The sequence below is a fragment of the Clostridium phoceensis genome (assembly GCF_001244495.1).
Taxonomy (GTDB): Bacteria; Bacillota; Clostridia; order Oscillospirales; family Oscillospiraceae; genus Lawsonibacter; species Lawsonibacter asaccharolyticus.
In genome coordinates this window covers 3098530-3113401 of record NZ_LN866274.1, presented here as the reverse complement: position 1 = coordinate 3113401, position 14872 = coordinate 3098530, and the positions used below count along the sequence as shown (strand labels likewise).

Annotated in this window: 13 protein-coding genes; 10 read left to right on the top strand and 3 right to left on the bottom strand. The window is 48.0% G+C overall.

Features of this window, described 5'->3' with window-relative positions; all coding sequences use genetic code 11:
- Positions 1-581: 581 nt before the first annotated feature.
- The 6 genes from BN1969_RS18135 (at position 582) to BN1969_RS15995 (ending at position 9697) form a co-directional block, all read left to right on the top strand.
- Positions 582-932, top strand: coding sequence for a TnpV protein (locus tag BN1969_RS18135; protein WP_050625193.1), 351 nt, complete (start codon positions 582-584; stop codon positions 930-932).
- A gap of 323 nt (positions 933-1255) precedes the next feature.
- On the top strand, positions 1256-6991 hold the full coding sequence (locus tag BN1969_RS16010; protein WP_473206044.1) for a helicase-like domain-containing protein: 5736 nt from the start codon (positions 1256-1258) through the stop codon (positions 6989-6991).
- Positions 6988-7323 carry a plasmid mobilization protein gene (locus BN1969_RS16005; protein ID WP_336454714.1) on the top strand — a complete coding sequence of 112 codons (336 nt, stop codon included), beginning with the start codon at positions 6988-6990 and terminating at the stop codon, positions 7321-7323. The genes BN1969_RS16010 and BN1969_RS16005 overlap by 4 nt, the downstream gene beginning before the upstream one ends.
- Positions 7324-7467: 144 nt before the next feature.
- Positions 7468-7779 (top strand): hypothetical protein, encoded by a 312-nt coding sequence (locus BN1969_RS18130; protein WP_118635552.1) that lies wholly within the window; start codon positions 7468-7470, stop codon positions 7777-7779.
- Positions 7780-7903: 124 nt separating this feature from the next.
- Positions 7904-8203 (top strand): hypothetical protein, encoded by a 300-nt coding sequence (locus BN1969_RS16000; RefSeq protein WP_050625190.1) that lies wholly within the window; start codon positions 7904-7906, stop codon positions 8201-8203.
- 84 nt (positions 8204-8287) lie between these two features.
- Positions 8288-9697 (top strand): relaxase/mobilization nuclease domain-containing protein, encoded by a 1410-nt coding sequence (locus tag BN1969_RS15995; protein ID WP_050625189.1) that lies wholly within the window; start codon positions 8288-8290, stop codon positions 9695-9697.
- 63 nt (positions 9698-9760) lie between these two features.
- Here the strand turns inward: BN1969_RS15995 and BN1969_RS15990 are convergent, their stop codons facing one another.
- The 3 genes from BN1969_RS15990 to BN1969_RS15980 form a co-directional block, all read right to left on the bottom strand.
- Positions 9761-10462 carry a sigma factor-like helix-turn-helix DNA-binding protein gene (locus tag BN1969_RS15990; RefSeq protein ID WP_050625188.1) on the bottom strand — a complete coding sequence of 234 codons (702 nt, stop codon included), beginning with the start codon at positions 10460-10462 and terminating at the stop codon, positions 9761-9763.
- A complete protein-coding gene (locus BN1969_RS15985; RefSeq protein ID WP_050625187.1) occupies positions 10459-10707 on the bottom strand; it encodes a sporulation initiation factor Spo0A C-terminal domain-containing protein in 249 nt (82 codons plus the stop codon). The genes BN1969_RS15990 and BN1969_RS15985 overlap by 4 nt, the downstream gene beginning before the upstream one ends.
- A gap of 141 nt (positions 10708-10848) precedes the next feature.
- Positions 10849-11166 carry a helix-turn-helix domain-containing protein gene (locus BN1969_RS15980; protein ID WP_009259791.1) on the bottom strand — a complete coding sequence of 106 codons (318 nt, stop codon included), beginning with the start codon at positions 11164-11166 and terminating at the stop codon, positions 10849-10851.
- 268 nt (positions 11167-11434) lie between these two features.
- Here BN1969_RS15980 and BN1969_RS15975 point away from each other — a divergent pair, with 268 nt between their 5' ends.
- From BN1969_RS15975 to BN1969_RS15960, 4 genes are all read left to right on the top strand, one after another.
- Complete coding sequence (locus BN1969_RS15975) at positions 11435-12223, top strand: hypothetical protein (RefSeq protein WP_050625186.1); 789 nt, start codon at positions 11435-11437, stop codon at positions 12221-12223.
- A gap of 19 nt (positions 12224-12242) precedes the next feature.
- Positions 12243-12551: a hypothetical protein gene (locus BN1969_RS15970; protein WP_050625185.1), complete on the top strand. Its 309-nt coding sequence runs from the start codon at positions 12243-12245 to the stop codon at positions 12549-12551.
- Between the two features lie 71 nt (positions 12552-12622).
- A complete protein-coding gene (locus tag BN1969_RS15965; protein WP_050625184.1) occupies positions 12623-14152 on the top strand; it encodes a Y-family DNA polymerase in 1530 nt (509 codons plus the stop codon).
- Positions 14103-14657 (top strand): YolD-like family protein, encoded by a 555-nt coding sequence (locus BN1969_RS15960; RefSeq protein WP_336454713.1) that lies wholly within the window; start codon positions 14103-14105, stop codon positions 14655-14657. Before BN1969_RS15965 ends, BN1969_RS15960 begins: the two co-directional genes overlap by 50 nt.
- The last annotated feature ends 215 nt before the right edge of the window (positions 14658-14872 follow it).

Sequence of the window (14872 nt, the reverse complement as noted above, 5' to 3'; positions counted from 1 at the left end):
TGACAAGATGAACCGCTACGTCCGGCGCGGGTCAAAAGGGATTGCCCTTTTAGATGAGCGCGGTGACAAACTGCGTCTGCGCTATGTATTTGATGTGGCAGATACGGGAACAAGGGAAAATTCGCGAACGCCTTGGCTGTGGACAATGGAGGATCAGCATATCGTTCCCATTATGGCTATGCTGGAACGAAACTACGGCGTTGGCGGCGCTGACCTGGGCGAACAGATTGCGGCGGCCGCCCGAACTCTGGCAGACGAGTATTGGGCAGATAACCAGAAGGACTTCTTCTACATCGTTGACGATTCCTTCTTAGAAGGGTACGATAATTACAACATCGGAATCCAGTTTAAGACAGCAGCCACCGCCAGCATCACTTATACGGTACTCAGCCGGTGCGGTTTGAATCCAGCGGAATATATGGGGCATGAGGACTTCATGCCGATCTTCGACTTCAACACCATTCCGGCAGTTATGGCACTGGGTTCCGCCGTCAGCCAATGCAGCAGGCAGATTCTCCTGCAGATCGGGGACACCATCCGGACTGCGGAGCGGGAAGCCATTGAGGAAAGGAGAAAATGGGATGAAGAACACCTTAACCTACACGAGGAACGGGGATTACCTGATTCCGAACCTGAAACTGGACGAGCAGCCGGAGAAGCCCCTGGGCAAATATGGACGGATGCGCCGGGCATATCTGAAGGAGAACCGCCCGCTTCTGTACAATCAGTTCCTGCTGAACGGGACGCTATATCCGCACCTGTTGGAGATCGAGGAGACGGCAAACCAGAGGTTGGAGCTGATAATGAACCAGCTTCTGGAGAAAGATCCGGCTCCGGACAAGAAGCAGAACGCGATGGCGTGGGTACAGCACATGAACGCACTGAAAGCCCAGGCCGAGGAAGTGATTTTGACGGAGCTTATCAACAGCTAAGTTTTACTTTTCCAGAAGAAGCCCCCACCGCTAAACAGTCCACGAAAGGATCGAGCGAACCATCGCCCGGTCCTTTTTCTGTGCCTGAAAATCAGGATAACAAAAAGGACGCAGAAAACGCCGCCTCCGAAGAAACAGCGGAACAACAGGAAGTTCCTGACCTGAGCCAGTACCCGATTACCCGCCGTGGTGATGATATTACCATCGGAACCGGCAATGCCACTCATGTGGTAGACATCACGGTGTCGGAAGAAGAATATAAAGCAATCAAACAGGCCATTCCGGAAGAACCGGCATACGATCCCGCTTCGCTGCCGTATCACATGGGAGATACCGTTTACCTGGATAATCAGGTATATCGGATTACCGAACTGCGGGAAGACACGGTGCAGCTCCTTCCTAATGGGGTGACTTACCCTGTATTCCGTGCAGAAAGCCGGGAACGGTTCGAGGGACTGCTTCGGCAGGACAGCCGCAACGGCGCTGTAACGGAGTATCTTGCCCCCAATCCGTCAAATGTCGATCAGGATTTGCTGGAAGTGCTGGCTTCTGGTCTGCTCTCTGCGCAGGATAAAGAGTATATTTCTGGCTGGCTGCGGGATGGGGAAGGCAATACCCGGATTGCACAGCGGCTTTCAGAACTGTTTACAAACCGGGCGGAAACGATGGAGCTGACTACCGGGGACACGGCAGATTTTCGCACCTACACCACTGGTATCGAAGTGGAGATTCTGGACAGTGAAGAACGCAGGCTGGCTGCGCTGGGCGGCAGCTGGGGCGACATAGCTCCCATTCTTCGCGGACTGTATATCCATGAGCAGGAAGGCTTTTATCAGAACCCGGAAGGTTACCGGCAAAAGCAGACGGTACTTGAGGGACAGCCGTCCTACCAGGTAGGCGATTCTGTCTTCCTGCCTGCGCCTGATCAGCCTATCAGCGGCACTCTTGGTTACGTTGGCGACACCACTGTGCGGATTGATACCGGCCCATATTCCTGGAGTAACAAGGTTATGGGGCGCAGTCAGTTTGAAGAACTTCTCCGTCAGGATGAGCGAAACGCTAGCCTGTTTGTGCAAGAAGAAAAAGAATCAGATACACCAGAATTACCGGAACTGACAACGGAGCTGGAAACCATTTATCCTGCCGAACAAAACGAACTGCCTTATGATATTGTGGTGGAACGGCTGCGCGTAAACGAGGCGGAACGTCCGGAGCCAGAGCCTATTGCTGCAAACTTCCGCATTACCGATGAACACCTGGGTGAAGGCGGGCCGAAGCAGAAATTCCGCGCCAACATCATGGCAATCCAGCTTCTGAAAAAATGTGAGGAAGAAAACCGCCCGGCTACGCCGGATGAGCAGAAAATCCTTTCCGGGTATGTCGGCTGGGGCGGCCTTGCAGATGCTTTTGATGAGCACAAAGGTAACTGGGCAACGGAATACCTGGAGCTGAAAACTGTTCTGACACCGGAGGAATATGCGGCTGCCAGGGCTTCTACCTTGAACGCACATTACACCAGCCCCACGGTGATCCACGCGATTTACGATGCCGTGGAGCAGATGGGCTTCCGCCAGGGAAATATTCTGGAGCCGTCCATGGGCGTAGGAAACTTCTTCGGTCTTCTGCCGGAGAGTATGCAGCAGAGCCGTCTTTACGGTGTGGAGCTGGACAGCATTTCCGGGCGTATTGCAAAAAAGCTGTATCCCAATGCAGAGATCACTGTTGCCGGATTTGAAACCACTGACCGTCGTGATTTTTATGATTTGGCGGTTGGCAATGTCCCCTTTGGCGATTATAAGGTCAATGATAAACCTTACAATAAGCTGGGATTTTCCATTCACAACTATTTCTTTGCCAAAGCGTTGGATCAGGTGCGTCCGGGAGGTGTGGTTGCTTTTGTGACCAGCCGTTATACTATGGATGCCAAAAGCCCGGAGGTGCGCAAATACCTGGCACAGCGGGCGGAACTTTTAGGGGCGATCCGTCTGCCGAACAATGCATTCCGTGCCAATGCCGGTACGGATGTGGTATCGGATATTCTGTTCCTGCAAAAGCGGGAACACCCCATCGACCTGGATGCGGACTGGATTCACCTTGGACGCAACGAGAACGGGCTGACCTTAAACAGCTACTTTGTGGAGCATCCGGAGATGGTGCTGGGACGGCTTTCCACCGAAAGCACTCAGTATGGCAAAGAGGAATGTACGGTGCTGCCCATTGACGGCGCTGATTTAAGCGAACAGCTGAAAGACGCGATTTCCCATATCCATGGAGAATACGTGGCTCAGGAGCGGGAAAATCCGGAACTGGAGGATAATGCCTCTGTACTGCCTGCAGACCCGACGGTAAAAAACTTTTCCTACACGGTGGTAGACGGCGAAGTGTATTTCAGGGAAAATTCCATTATGTCGCCGGTTGACTTAAACGATACCGTAAAAGGCCGGGTCAAAGGCATGGTGGAACTGCGTCAGATCGTCAATGACCTGATTGAGTACCAGCTGGAAGACTATCCACAGGAAGCTATCGAGGCCAAACAGCAGGAACTAAATACCGCCTACGATGCCTTTACCCAAAAGTATGGGTTGATTAACAGCCGTGGCAACGAGAAGGCATTTTCAGAGGATTCTTCCTACTATCTGCTCTGCTCGCTGGAGAATATTGATGAAGATGGAAATCTGGAAAGCAAAGCCGATATTTTCACCAAACGCACCATTCGTCCGGAACGTCATGTGACCCATGTGGATACGCCCAGCGAAGCACTGGCGGTTTCCATCGGAGAACGTGGCAAGGTAGACATTCCGTTTATGGCAGAACTGCTGGGGAAAGCGGATGATTTCGAGGCCGTCACCGGCGAGTTGACTGGCGTGATTTTCCGTGATCCCATGGCACCGGAAGCGCCGGAACTTGGCTGGCAGACTGCGGATGAATATCTGTCCGGTAATGTGCACGATAAGCTGCGGATTGCACGGCTTGCAGCACAAACCGATCCGCAGTACACGGTTAATGTGGCTGCGCTGGAAAAAGCTCAGCCCAAAGATTTGGAAGCCTCGGAAATTGAGGTACGCCTGGGCGCTACTTGGATTGATCCAAAGTATATCCAGCAGTTTATGGAGGAAACTTTTGAGACACCCTTCTATCTCCGCCGTGCCATTGAAGTGAAGTTTTCTACGATTACGGCAGAATGGCAGATTTCCGGTAAAAGCAGTACCGGGCGGCATGATGTGGCAGCCTATGTGACGTATGGCACAGATCGGGCGAACGCCTATAAGATTCTGGAGGATACTCTGAATCTGAAAGACGCCCGGATTTACGATACCATTGAAGATGCAGAGGGCAATAAAAAGCGTGTCCTCAACAAAAAGGAAACGACCCTCGCTCAACAGAAACAGCAGGCAATCAAGGACGCTTTCCGGGACTGGATCTGGCGTGACCCGAAACGCAGAGAAACACTGGTGGCAAAGTATAATGAACTGTTCAACAGCACCCGTCCCCGCGAATATGACGGCAGCCACATTCATTTTGTCGGCATGAACCCGGACATTAAGCTGCGGCCTCATCAGCGGAATGCCATCGCTCATGTGCTGTATGGCGGCAATACACTGTTGGCACATGAGGTAGGAGCCGGGAAAACCTTTGAAATGGCTGCTTCTGCAATGGAAAGCAAACGGCTGGGACTGTGCCAGAAGTCGATGTTTGTGGTTCCCAACCACCTGACTCAGCAGTGGGCGAATGAATTCCTGCGGCTTTACCCCAGCGCGAAACTTCTGGTGACAACGAAAAAAGATTTTGAAACAGCAAAACGGAAGAAATTCTGTGCTCGTATTGCTTCTGGGGATTATGATGCGATCATTATCGGTCACAGTCAGTTCGAGAAAATTCCCATCTCTGCGGAGCGGCAGGAACGGCTCTTACAGGAACAGATTGATGATGTAACCGAAGCGCTGGACGAGCTGAAGCGAAGCCGGGGCGAGAATTTTACCATCAAGCAGATGGAGAAGACCCGGAAGTCTCTCCAGGCAAGATTGGATAAACTGCTGAACACAGATCGGAAGGATGATGTGATTACCTTTGAGCAGCTTGGCGTAGACCGGCTGTTTGTGGATGAGAGTCAGGCATACAAAAACCTGTTCTTATACACAAAAATGCGAAATGTGGCAGGATTATCCACATCGGAAGCCCAGCGAAGCAGCGATATGTTTATGAAGTGCCGGTATCTGGATGAAGTTACCGGCGGGCGCGGCGTAGTATTTGCCAGCGGCACTCCCGTCTCCAACAGTATGACGGAATTGTACACCGTCATGCGCTACCTCCAGTACAACACCTTACAGCAAAAGGGACTCACCCACTTTGACTGCTGGGCGTCCACCTTCGGGGAAAGCACTACGGCGATTGAATTGGCTCCGGAAGGAACCGGATACCGGGCAAGAACCAGGTTTGCAAAATTTTTCAATCTGCCGGAACTGATGAACCTTTTTAAAGAAGTCGCGGATATAAAAACCAGTGACCAGCTGAATCTGCCGGTACCGGAAGCAAAGTTTGAGACGGTTGTGGTGCAGCCCTCGGAGATTCAGAAAGAAATGGTTGCGGCGCTCTCGGAGCGGGCGGCTGCCGTCCACAGCGGGCAGGTTGATCCGTCCCAGGACAATATGCTCAAAATTACTTCGGATGGCAGGAAAATCGGGCTTGACCAGCGTCTGATGAACCCGCTCCTGCCAGATGATCCGAACAGCAAGCTCAATGCCTGTGTGGGAAATGTGTTCCGGATATGGGAGGAAGGAAAGGAAAGCCGTCTGACGCAGCTCCTGTTCTGCGATATGAGCACCCCAAAAGATGACGGTACGTTTAATGTCTATGACGACATCAAGGCAAAGCTGATCGCACGGGGCGTTCCTGCAGAAGAAATTGCTTTCATTCATGATGCGGACAACGAGGTAAAGAAAAAAGAACTCTTTGCTAAAGTGCGCACGGGTCAGGTGCGGGTGTTGCTCGGCTCCACGCAGAAGATGGGGGCTGGCACCAACTGCCAGGACTTGCTTGTGGCTGTCCATCACCTGGATGTGGGCTGGCGTCCTTCCGATATGACACAGAGAAATGGGCGTATCATCCGCCAGGGCAACCGAAACAAAGAGGTTCAGATCTACCAGTATGTGACGGAAGGCACTTTTGACGCTTACCTTTACCAAACGCTGGAGAACAAGCAGAAATTTATTTCGCAGATTATGACCAGCAAATCGCCGGTGCGAGCCTGTGACGATGTGGATGAGCAGGCACTCAGCTATGCGGAGATCAAAGCACTGTGCGCCGGTGACAGCCGGATCAAGGAAAAGATGGACTTGGATATTGATGTGGCGCGTCTGAAAGTGCTGAAATCTGACCATCAGAGCCAGCAGTACCGGCTGGAAGACCGCCTGTTAAAGTATTTCCCAGCAGAGATGGAAAAACAGCGCGGCTTTATTCAGGGATTTGAAGCCGATATGCAGACCGTGACAGCACATCCTCTTCCGAAAGAGGGATTTGTCGGCGCGGAGATTCAGGGACGCACATTCTCTGAAAAGGAATTGGCAGGTGAGGCGATTCTGGCAGCCTGCAAGAGTTATACTGGTATGGAGCCGGTGGCGCTGGGAACGTACCGTGGTTTTTCCATGGAACTTTCGTACAACAGCCTCAGCCAGGAATACGAGATTGCGCTGAAAGGCTCCATGACCCATACGGTTACGTTGGGAACAGATGCCAGAGGAAATTTCACTCGTATGGATAATACGCTCGCCGGTTTGGAGGGCCGTAAAGAAAAGGCGCAGGTACAGCTGGAAAACCTGCACAATCAGCAGGAAGCGGCGAAGGCAGAGCTTGGCAAGCCCTTCCCCCAGGAAGCGGAACTGGCTGAGAAAAGCGCACGGCTGGCTGAACTGGACGCCGCCCTCAATATGGACAATCACGGCATAGAGGAGGAAGTAACAGAGCCGGAAGGCCGTTCTTCTGTGTTGGCAGATTTAAAGGCAAAAGCAGCGATAGTCGGTGAAGCGCCCAAACGGCATACGGAACAAGAAGAGGTGCGATGATGGAAAAACTGAATGATACGATTATCCTGCGGGTTTCAAAAGCAGACCGTGAGCGTATCCGGGCAAAAATGGACGAGCTGGGTGTAATGAATATGAGTGCCTACATCCGTAAAATGGCACTGGATGGCTACTGTGTGAAGCTAGATTTACAAGACTTGAAAGAGCTGATCCGGCTGCTGCGCATCTGCAGTAATAATCTGAATCAGTATGCAAAGAAAGCGAATGAAACCGGGAGTATTTACCTGGCTGACATTCAGGATTTACAGGTGCGGCTGGATGATTTGTGGCAGGCAGCAAAAGTGCTGCTGGTACGACTGGCCAGCATTTCGTGAATCAGCCATATCAGGTGTTTCGCAGAAAGAAACGCCTGAAACATAATTGCAGAATACCACTTGTGATTTGGATAGACTTATTTGCCTATTTTCTGTATACTTCTTTTATAAGATAACAACAAATCTGAATTGGATGTGTACTCTATGAAATATGTTTTGTTAAGTGCAGATGGTGAGATAAGTGTGTTTTCTGTTCCGGATAAAGTGGCAAATAATCTACAAAAATATTGTTTGGAATTTTGCTGTAATTGGCTATATCAAAGCCCTGAAGCAGCAAAGTTTCGTGTCCAAATGGGCGATACAGTCGGTGTATGCTATGACGAAAAAGATTTTATAGATTATCTCAATCAATACATTTGTGATGAGCAGTCAACGTTGATTGCAACTCTTACGGATGTATACGGTGAAGAGAATTTGCCTAAGGAATATATTGGATTGCCTTATTTCAATTTCTAGCTAATAATTTCCTGTTTGGTGATGAGATAAACAATTATCACTTTTACAGCATAGATCACCTTTATATCCTTGCCTGAGTAAATGCAAACCGATATAATATTAAGTAGAAAGAAAGGCGGTGAGCATGGTGATGAAATTCATAAAACTCCCCTTTAAGCTACTGGCACTGCCCATCATTCTGATTTTGATGGCAGCGGCTCTTTTGATAAAACTTGTAACCAACCTGTCAGCTTATGTAATGGGGCCTCTGATGCTGTTTATACTCGGATGCGGGATTTATTCGGCTGTACAGCAGATGTGGACTTCGGTGGCAATTCTGGTCGTTCTGGAAATTCTATGTGTAGCCGCCATGTTCTTTGCCGTAGTGATCGAGACAGCCCTGAACGGGATGAAGGATTCTCTGGTGGGCTTTGTACATTCATAAAATAAAATGTTTCGGGCAGGCTGCTCCGCAAGAAATGAGCGGAACGGTCTGCCTTCTTTTTAGTTATGGGGAGGACGGTGAGCTATGGCGGCAACAAGACTGATTGCATTGCATATCAACAAAGGGAAGACCATTGCACAGTGCCTGCGCGACCGGACTGATTATGCTCAGAATCCGGAAAAGACGGAAAAAGGCGAACTGGTGAGCGGATATGAATGCGATCCCATGACGGCAGACGAGGAATTTCTTCTGGCTAAGCGACAATATCTCCACATCACCGGCAGACGGCAGCAAAATGATGTGATTGCCTATCAGATTCGTCAGTCCTTCAAACCGGGTGAGATTACACCGGAGGAAGCCAACCGGGTTGGTTATGAACTGGGGCTGCGGTTCACCAAAGGAAAACACGCTTTTTTAGTAGCAACTCACACAGACCGTGCCCACATCCATAATCATATCGTTTTCAATTCCACTTCGCTGGACTGCAAGCGTAAATTTCGTGACTTCCATAACTCCGGCCTTGCTCTTCAGAAGGTCAGCGACATCATTTGTGTGGAGCATGGGCTGTCTATTATTGAGAAGAAACCATACAAAGAGCGTGTCAAACGAACCACTTATCCGAAGCGGCACTGCTTTCGTGATGAAATCCGGCAGGCTATCGATCAGGCTCTTCTAAAGAAACCAAAGGATTTTGAAGAATTTCTCCGACTTCTGGAACAGGACGGCTATACCTGCAAGCGAGGCAAACACACGGCGCTCTGGAAGGCAGGACAGGATCGTTTTTTGCGGTTCCGCTCTTTGGGAGATGGATACACAGAGGAAGAAATCCGTGCTGTCATTTTGGGTGAAAAAGAACACCGTATCCGCAGCAAGAATAAACAGTCTGTTAGCCAGAAACGTCTGAATCTGCTGTTAGATATTGACGCCAGACTTCAGGCAAAAGGAAGCGGCTATCAGCGATGGGCTACGGTCTATAATCTAAAACAAATGGCGCAGACCATGATTTTCCTTCGTGAGCATGGAATTGAGAATATCGACCAGCTTCATGAGAAAACGAAACAGTCAACAGAACGCTTCGACCAACTGGATGAAAAAATCAAGACGGCAGAAAAACGTCTGGTGGAGATTGCTTCCCTGAAAAAACACATCATCAACTATGCCAAAACAAAGGATGTATATGTAGATTACCGTAAGTCTGGATACAGCAGAAAATTTTATGAATCCCACCGGGAAGCAATAACCCTGCACAAAGCAGCAAAGGATGCCTTTAACGAATTGGGAATCAAGAAACTTCCAAAGGTAAAGGATTTATCAGCAGAATATGCCGAAGTTCTGGCAGACAAGAAAGCCGCCTACGCACAATACCGGAATGCACGGACAGAGATGCAGGACTATTTAAAAGCGCAGAAAAATGTGGAGCAATTCTTGAATCTGACTCGTCAGGAAGAAGAAAAGGCGCAGGAAGAAAAAAGAAAAGAAGAAACTCAAAGATAAGCATGAACGCCCCGGATTGACTGTAATTGGTCGTCCGGGGCGTTTTTTGTGTATGAACTGCTATCAGGAGCTTTGCCGCAGCCATCTGCGGATTTGCAGTTCGCCTCTGTTTACCAACTGCTGTGCGCGGTTATAAGATACGCCTAATTGTTCAGCAAGCTGCCGATAGGTTGTACCACTGTTAATCGCCAGCACGGCGTTTCTCTCCCGTTCGGGAAGCTGCTCGATTAGGATGTCAATCCTGTCTTTGGTTTTTGGCAGATAAAGATGATGTAGTGCCGGTCTGGAGTTTCCGGATGTAGCAGTTCTGGCGGTTCTTTGCGTAATATTTGGAAGATTGTCATAATAATAGGCAATCATGTCATCACATTGATGGTAAAGCCAGCGGTCAATCTTATAAAAGTGTTGAATGAAGCGCCTTTCGTCTTTCTCACATTTACCGTCAAATGCGGGAGCAAAGTCAATCCGGTCAACACTACCACGGGGGAATTGATCGTGGCGAAATGGGATTTCCTCATTAAACTTATCCTCTCCCCACCTCAAGGGATCGATAATGGCTATTATTGACAGATGTTTTTCCGGTCGCTCCCTACGCAATTTCTGGATACAGGCGACTGCCTTTTGTGCAAAAATCTCGTGGCAAGTATGAAAATAGAACTCAACGACGCGATCCTCATTTGAAATTTTATTGATTTCCTGATATAACAAATCGCCCATTTCCTCTTCCCAGAAAAAGCGATCCGCTACAAAACACACTTTCTTCATGATCGCCTCCTCCAGATAGACATTCCGAGATCACCACGCAGTTTTTGAGCCGACTTTTTGATGAATTGCTCTGGTGAGGGGCATCTTTTATCAAAGCCCATTTCCTTCCATAGTGCCTGAGACTCCTGTGTGTCATCCTTGTGGCTGTACGCATCCGCAAGAGCTATCTGCATCTCACGGTAAACATCTTCTGGTGTCGTATTATTTTCGGTGGCAACTTGTTTCAGAATCTTTTGGAAATTCATAATTTCATCCTCCGTTAGAGTTTGTACTTGTTCTTTAGAACTACTTTAACATAAAATGACTGTCGGTGGATGGCATCTTTTGTCGAAATTATAAAAATTCTATAAAAAGAAAGAGAGCCTTTACGGCTCCCCTGATATTTCTTATTCTTCTGTCAGAATGCGGAATGCATTCAGGATCTTCATTCTCTCCCGATGCGGCAGATGAGAAATCCGATTGGATAGCTCACAGGCTGCGCTCTCCGTGGCATGGTCAACTACATCAATCAGCAGTGAATCTGCGGAAACGCCCAGTGCGTTTGCGATGGCTACAAAAGAATCCAGATTGGGAATCTTAAGACCTCGTTCTATTACGCTCACATGAGTGGGGCTGAGATCGACCAACGCTGCCAGTCCTTCCTGTGTTAGTCCCTTTGCCTCACGGGCAGCTTTGATCCGTTGTCCAACAGCTTGTGCGTCCATCTCGTCACCTCCTCCTTTAGAACTATTTCTCGTTCCTCTTTAGTATATCGGTCATCTTCTGTGTAATACAGAAGATAAAGAACATGAAATAGTGCTAAAGAACGAATTTCATAAGTTTATTTATATTCCGGTCTGCAGTGTTTGAGATAGATATATTTATGTATATGAAAATTAATTTGACTGTTTTTTTCGATTGGATCTGCTATAATTTTGATAAGCAGATGGTCAACGCCAGCAGAATAACATCTCAGTAAGGAAGGTGCCTGGTTTGGACAATGAGTTTTTTGTGGACAGCAGAGATTATCTTTATCAGCCATTTAGCCATGAGGGATTTTCCGGGCAGCTGCTTTTGGCAACTCCCATAAGAAAAGGTCTGACACCTCTTCTCATAAAACAGGAACAGCCATGTTCGGCCTGCTGTGAATTCATATATTCCCGGCTCGCGCAGGAAATGCAAATTCCGGTTCCGAAGGCGTTCCTGGTAAAAAAGAGCGCCCGCAAAGAGAGCTGGCCGTTTAAGACACCTTATGTAGTTGGAATCACTTACTTGGAAGGACTGCATCCATTCACAACGGAAGACCTGCAAAATTCTATCAATATGGCTTTTGAGTATGCCTGTCACTATGCTTTGGCGGTCATGTTCGAGCAAATTGATGCGGTGCAGATAGCAGCAACGCCTGACGGAAATCTTGTTGGCTTTGATTTTACGGATTGCTTCCGTCTTAGTGATTTGACCGAAGCAATATTAAAAAAGCAGGATACTTTGCTAATCCATTTCCTGAAAATGCTACTGAACGCATTCAAACAGGATGATTTTTCATCTTCTGCAAGACTTGGTGCTGAAGTGGTTGCAAAGCATCTTGGAGTTTCTCAGATACCGGCAGTATACCCATTCTACCTTGAGCCGATGAAGCGATTCTGTAGGATTGGAAATGAGCAGATCAAAGAGATTTTGGAAGCACTGGATGAGGTGTATCCGGTGGCAATCAGTGTATATTTTGAAGAATACCTGGTTGAATTAAAGCTGAAAATCAGCAAGTATCTTGAAACTATTTAAGACGAAGGAGGCTATTATTATGAAGTACAAACTGTATCGTTCTTTTGGTGACCTGGACAAAGATGTGAAAAAGCATGAATTAGTTGCTGTCGAGTATGGTAGTACGATTGAAGACGTAGAGGACGCACTGATAAAGGATGTGGCCGATGATTTGGCTGGTGACACCAAATATGCTGGATGTGAAACATCTGCCTATGCGCCGGAAACTATAAAGAATTTCCGAAAAGTGAAGCGATATAACTATGAAATGATGGGGATTGTTTACCCTCCCCACGCAGAAACGAATGTGCTGATTGACTACGGCATTATAGAGGAATCGGAAAATTGAGAGTTTGAAAAAATAGTTACTGCCCGGATGCCGCACCTGTCTAAAATCTGATGAGAAGGAGGCGTCGAACAATGTCAGATAAAACATATATTGCCATAGATTTGAAATCGTTCTACGCTTCCGTTGAATGTATGGAGCGCGGTCTTGATCCGATGACAACCAATCTGGTGGTCGCAGACGCCAGCAGGACGGAGAAAACCATCTGCCTTGCGGTATCTCCGGCTTTGAAATCCTATGGGATTCCCGGAAGACCCAGACTGTTTGAAGTCGTGCAAAAGGTCAAAGAGGTCAACTCCTTACGGCAGCAAAAAGCGCCGGGACGGAAACTGACAGGTTCTTCAGTTCAGGATGGAGAACTGAAAGCAAATCCCGCTTTAGCTGTAGACTATGTGGTGGCACCGCCGCAGATGGCACATTATATGAAAATCAGTGCCAGGATTTATGGGGTGTATCTCAAATATATCGCGCCGGAAGATATTCATGTTTATTCGATTGATGAAGTCTTTATTGACGCAACCAGTTACTTAAGAACGTATCAGTTGACAGCCCGTGAGTTGGCAATGAAAATGATTCTTGATGTTCTGGACACTACTGGAATTACTGCGACAGCCGGAATTGGCACGAACCTGTATCTCTGTAAAGTTGCGATGGATATAGAGGCAAAACACATTTCTCCGGATCGGAATGGTGTCCGGATAGCTGAACTGGATGAAATGTCTTACCGGCGCTCCTTGTGGTCACATCGCCCTTTGACTGATTTCTGGCGGGTGGGAAAAGGGTACGCAAAAAAATTGGAAGAGCATGGTCTTTATACGATGGGGGATATAGCCCGCTGCTCGGAAGGTAAACCGGGTGACTACTACAGCGAGGAACTTTTGTATCAGCTCTTCGGCGTCAATGCGGAATTATTGATTGACCATGCCTGGGGCTGGGAGCCTTGTACGATTGCCGACATCAAAGCCTACAAACCGGAAAGTAACAGTGTCGGCTCCGGTCAAGTGCTGCAGTGTCCATACCCGTTTGAAAAAGCAAAACTTGTTGTGCGGGAAATGACCGACCTGCTGGTTCTTGATTTGGTGGATAAAGGGTTTGTGACAAATCAAATTGTTTTGACAGTCGGTTATGATATTGATAATCTGAAAGACCCAGCGCGGCGAAAGAAATATCATGGAGAAATCAAGACAGATCGGTATGGACGAAGCATTCCAAAGCACGCCCACGGTACTGCCAACCTGAAAAAATACACTTCCTCCACTCGTCTAATTACTCAGGCTGTGATGGAACTGTTTGACCGAATCGTAGATGAAGAGCTTCTAGTACGCAGGATTAACATGGCTGCTACTCATGTTATCACTGAGGCAGAAGCACAGACACAAAGTGAAAACAGCTTTGAGCAGTTAGATTTATTTACAGACTATTCCGCTCGTCAAAACCTGCGGGAAAAGGAAAATGAGGAATTGGAGAAGGAGCGGAAAATGCAGGAAGCCATGTTGGAAATCAAGAAAAAATTTGGCAAGAATGCAATCCTGAAGGGAATGAATTTGCAGGAAGGTGCAACGGCAAAAGACCGCAACCAGCAGATTGGCGGTCATAAAGCATAAAAGTATTTGCACTGGCGAACATCCGGAAGAGGTGATAATTATTTTACAAGATAGAAATAACCCAAATAATTCTTATGGTGATATTATTAATCATCCCCATCATGTCTCCACACGGCACCCCAGAATGGCGATGACAGATCGGGCAGCTCAGTTTTCTCCATTCGCTGCGCTGACCGGATATGGAGAAGTGATAAAGGAAACCGCTCGGCTGACAGATCGCAAGCCGGAGCTTTCTGAGTCGGAAAAAGCAGAGCTGGATTATAAGCTGCAGATGGCTTGTGATTATCCCGGAGAAAAGCCAGCGCTTACAATTACTTACTTTGTTCCGGATCAGAGAAAAGCTGGCGGTTCTTACCATACGATTTCCGGACAGATTAAGAAAATAGATGATTACCAAAAGCAAGTGATTCTGATGGATAAGACGCGGATTGATATTGACTGCATTCTCGACATAGACGGACAAATCTATGATCTCGCCAATGAGTCAGAAACAGATTTTGATTAAGCTCATGATCGTCATACCGTATTTTCGATGGAACGCGCAGCGTAAAGCGTTCGGGACGAATGCGCAGCCCCGTATCACCAGATACGGATCTTCAAGGGGATTGGGGATTCCCCCAACGAGAAAAATACCGATGTAGCCTAGAAAGCTGCACCGGTATTTTTGCCTTTGTATATACAAAGGCCCTGCTCGCCAATTTGAAATAGGGCAAAACTACA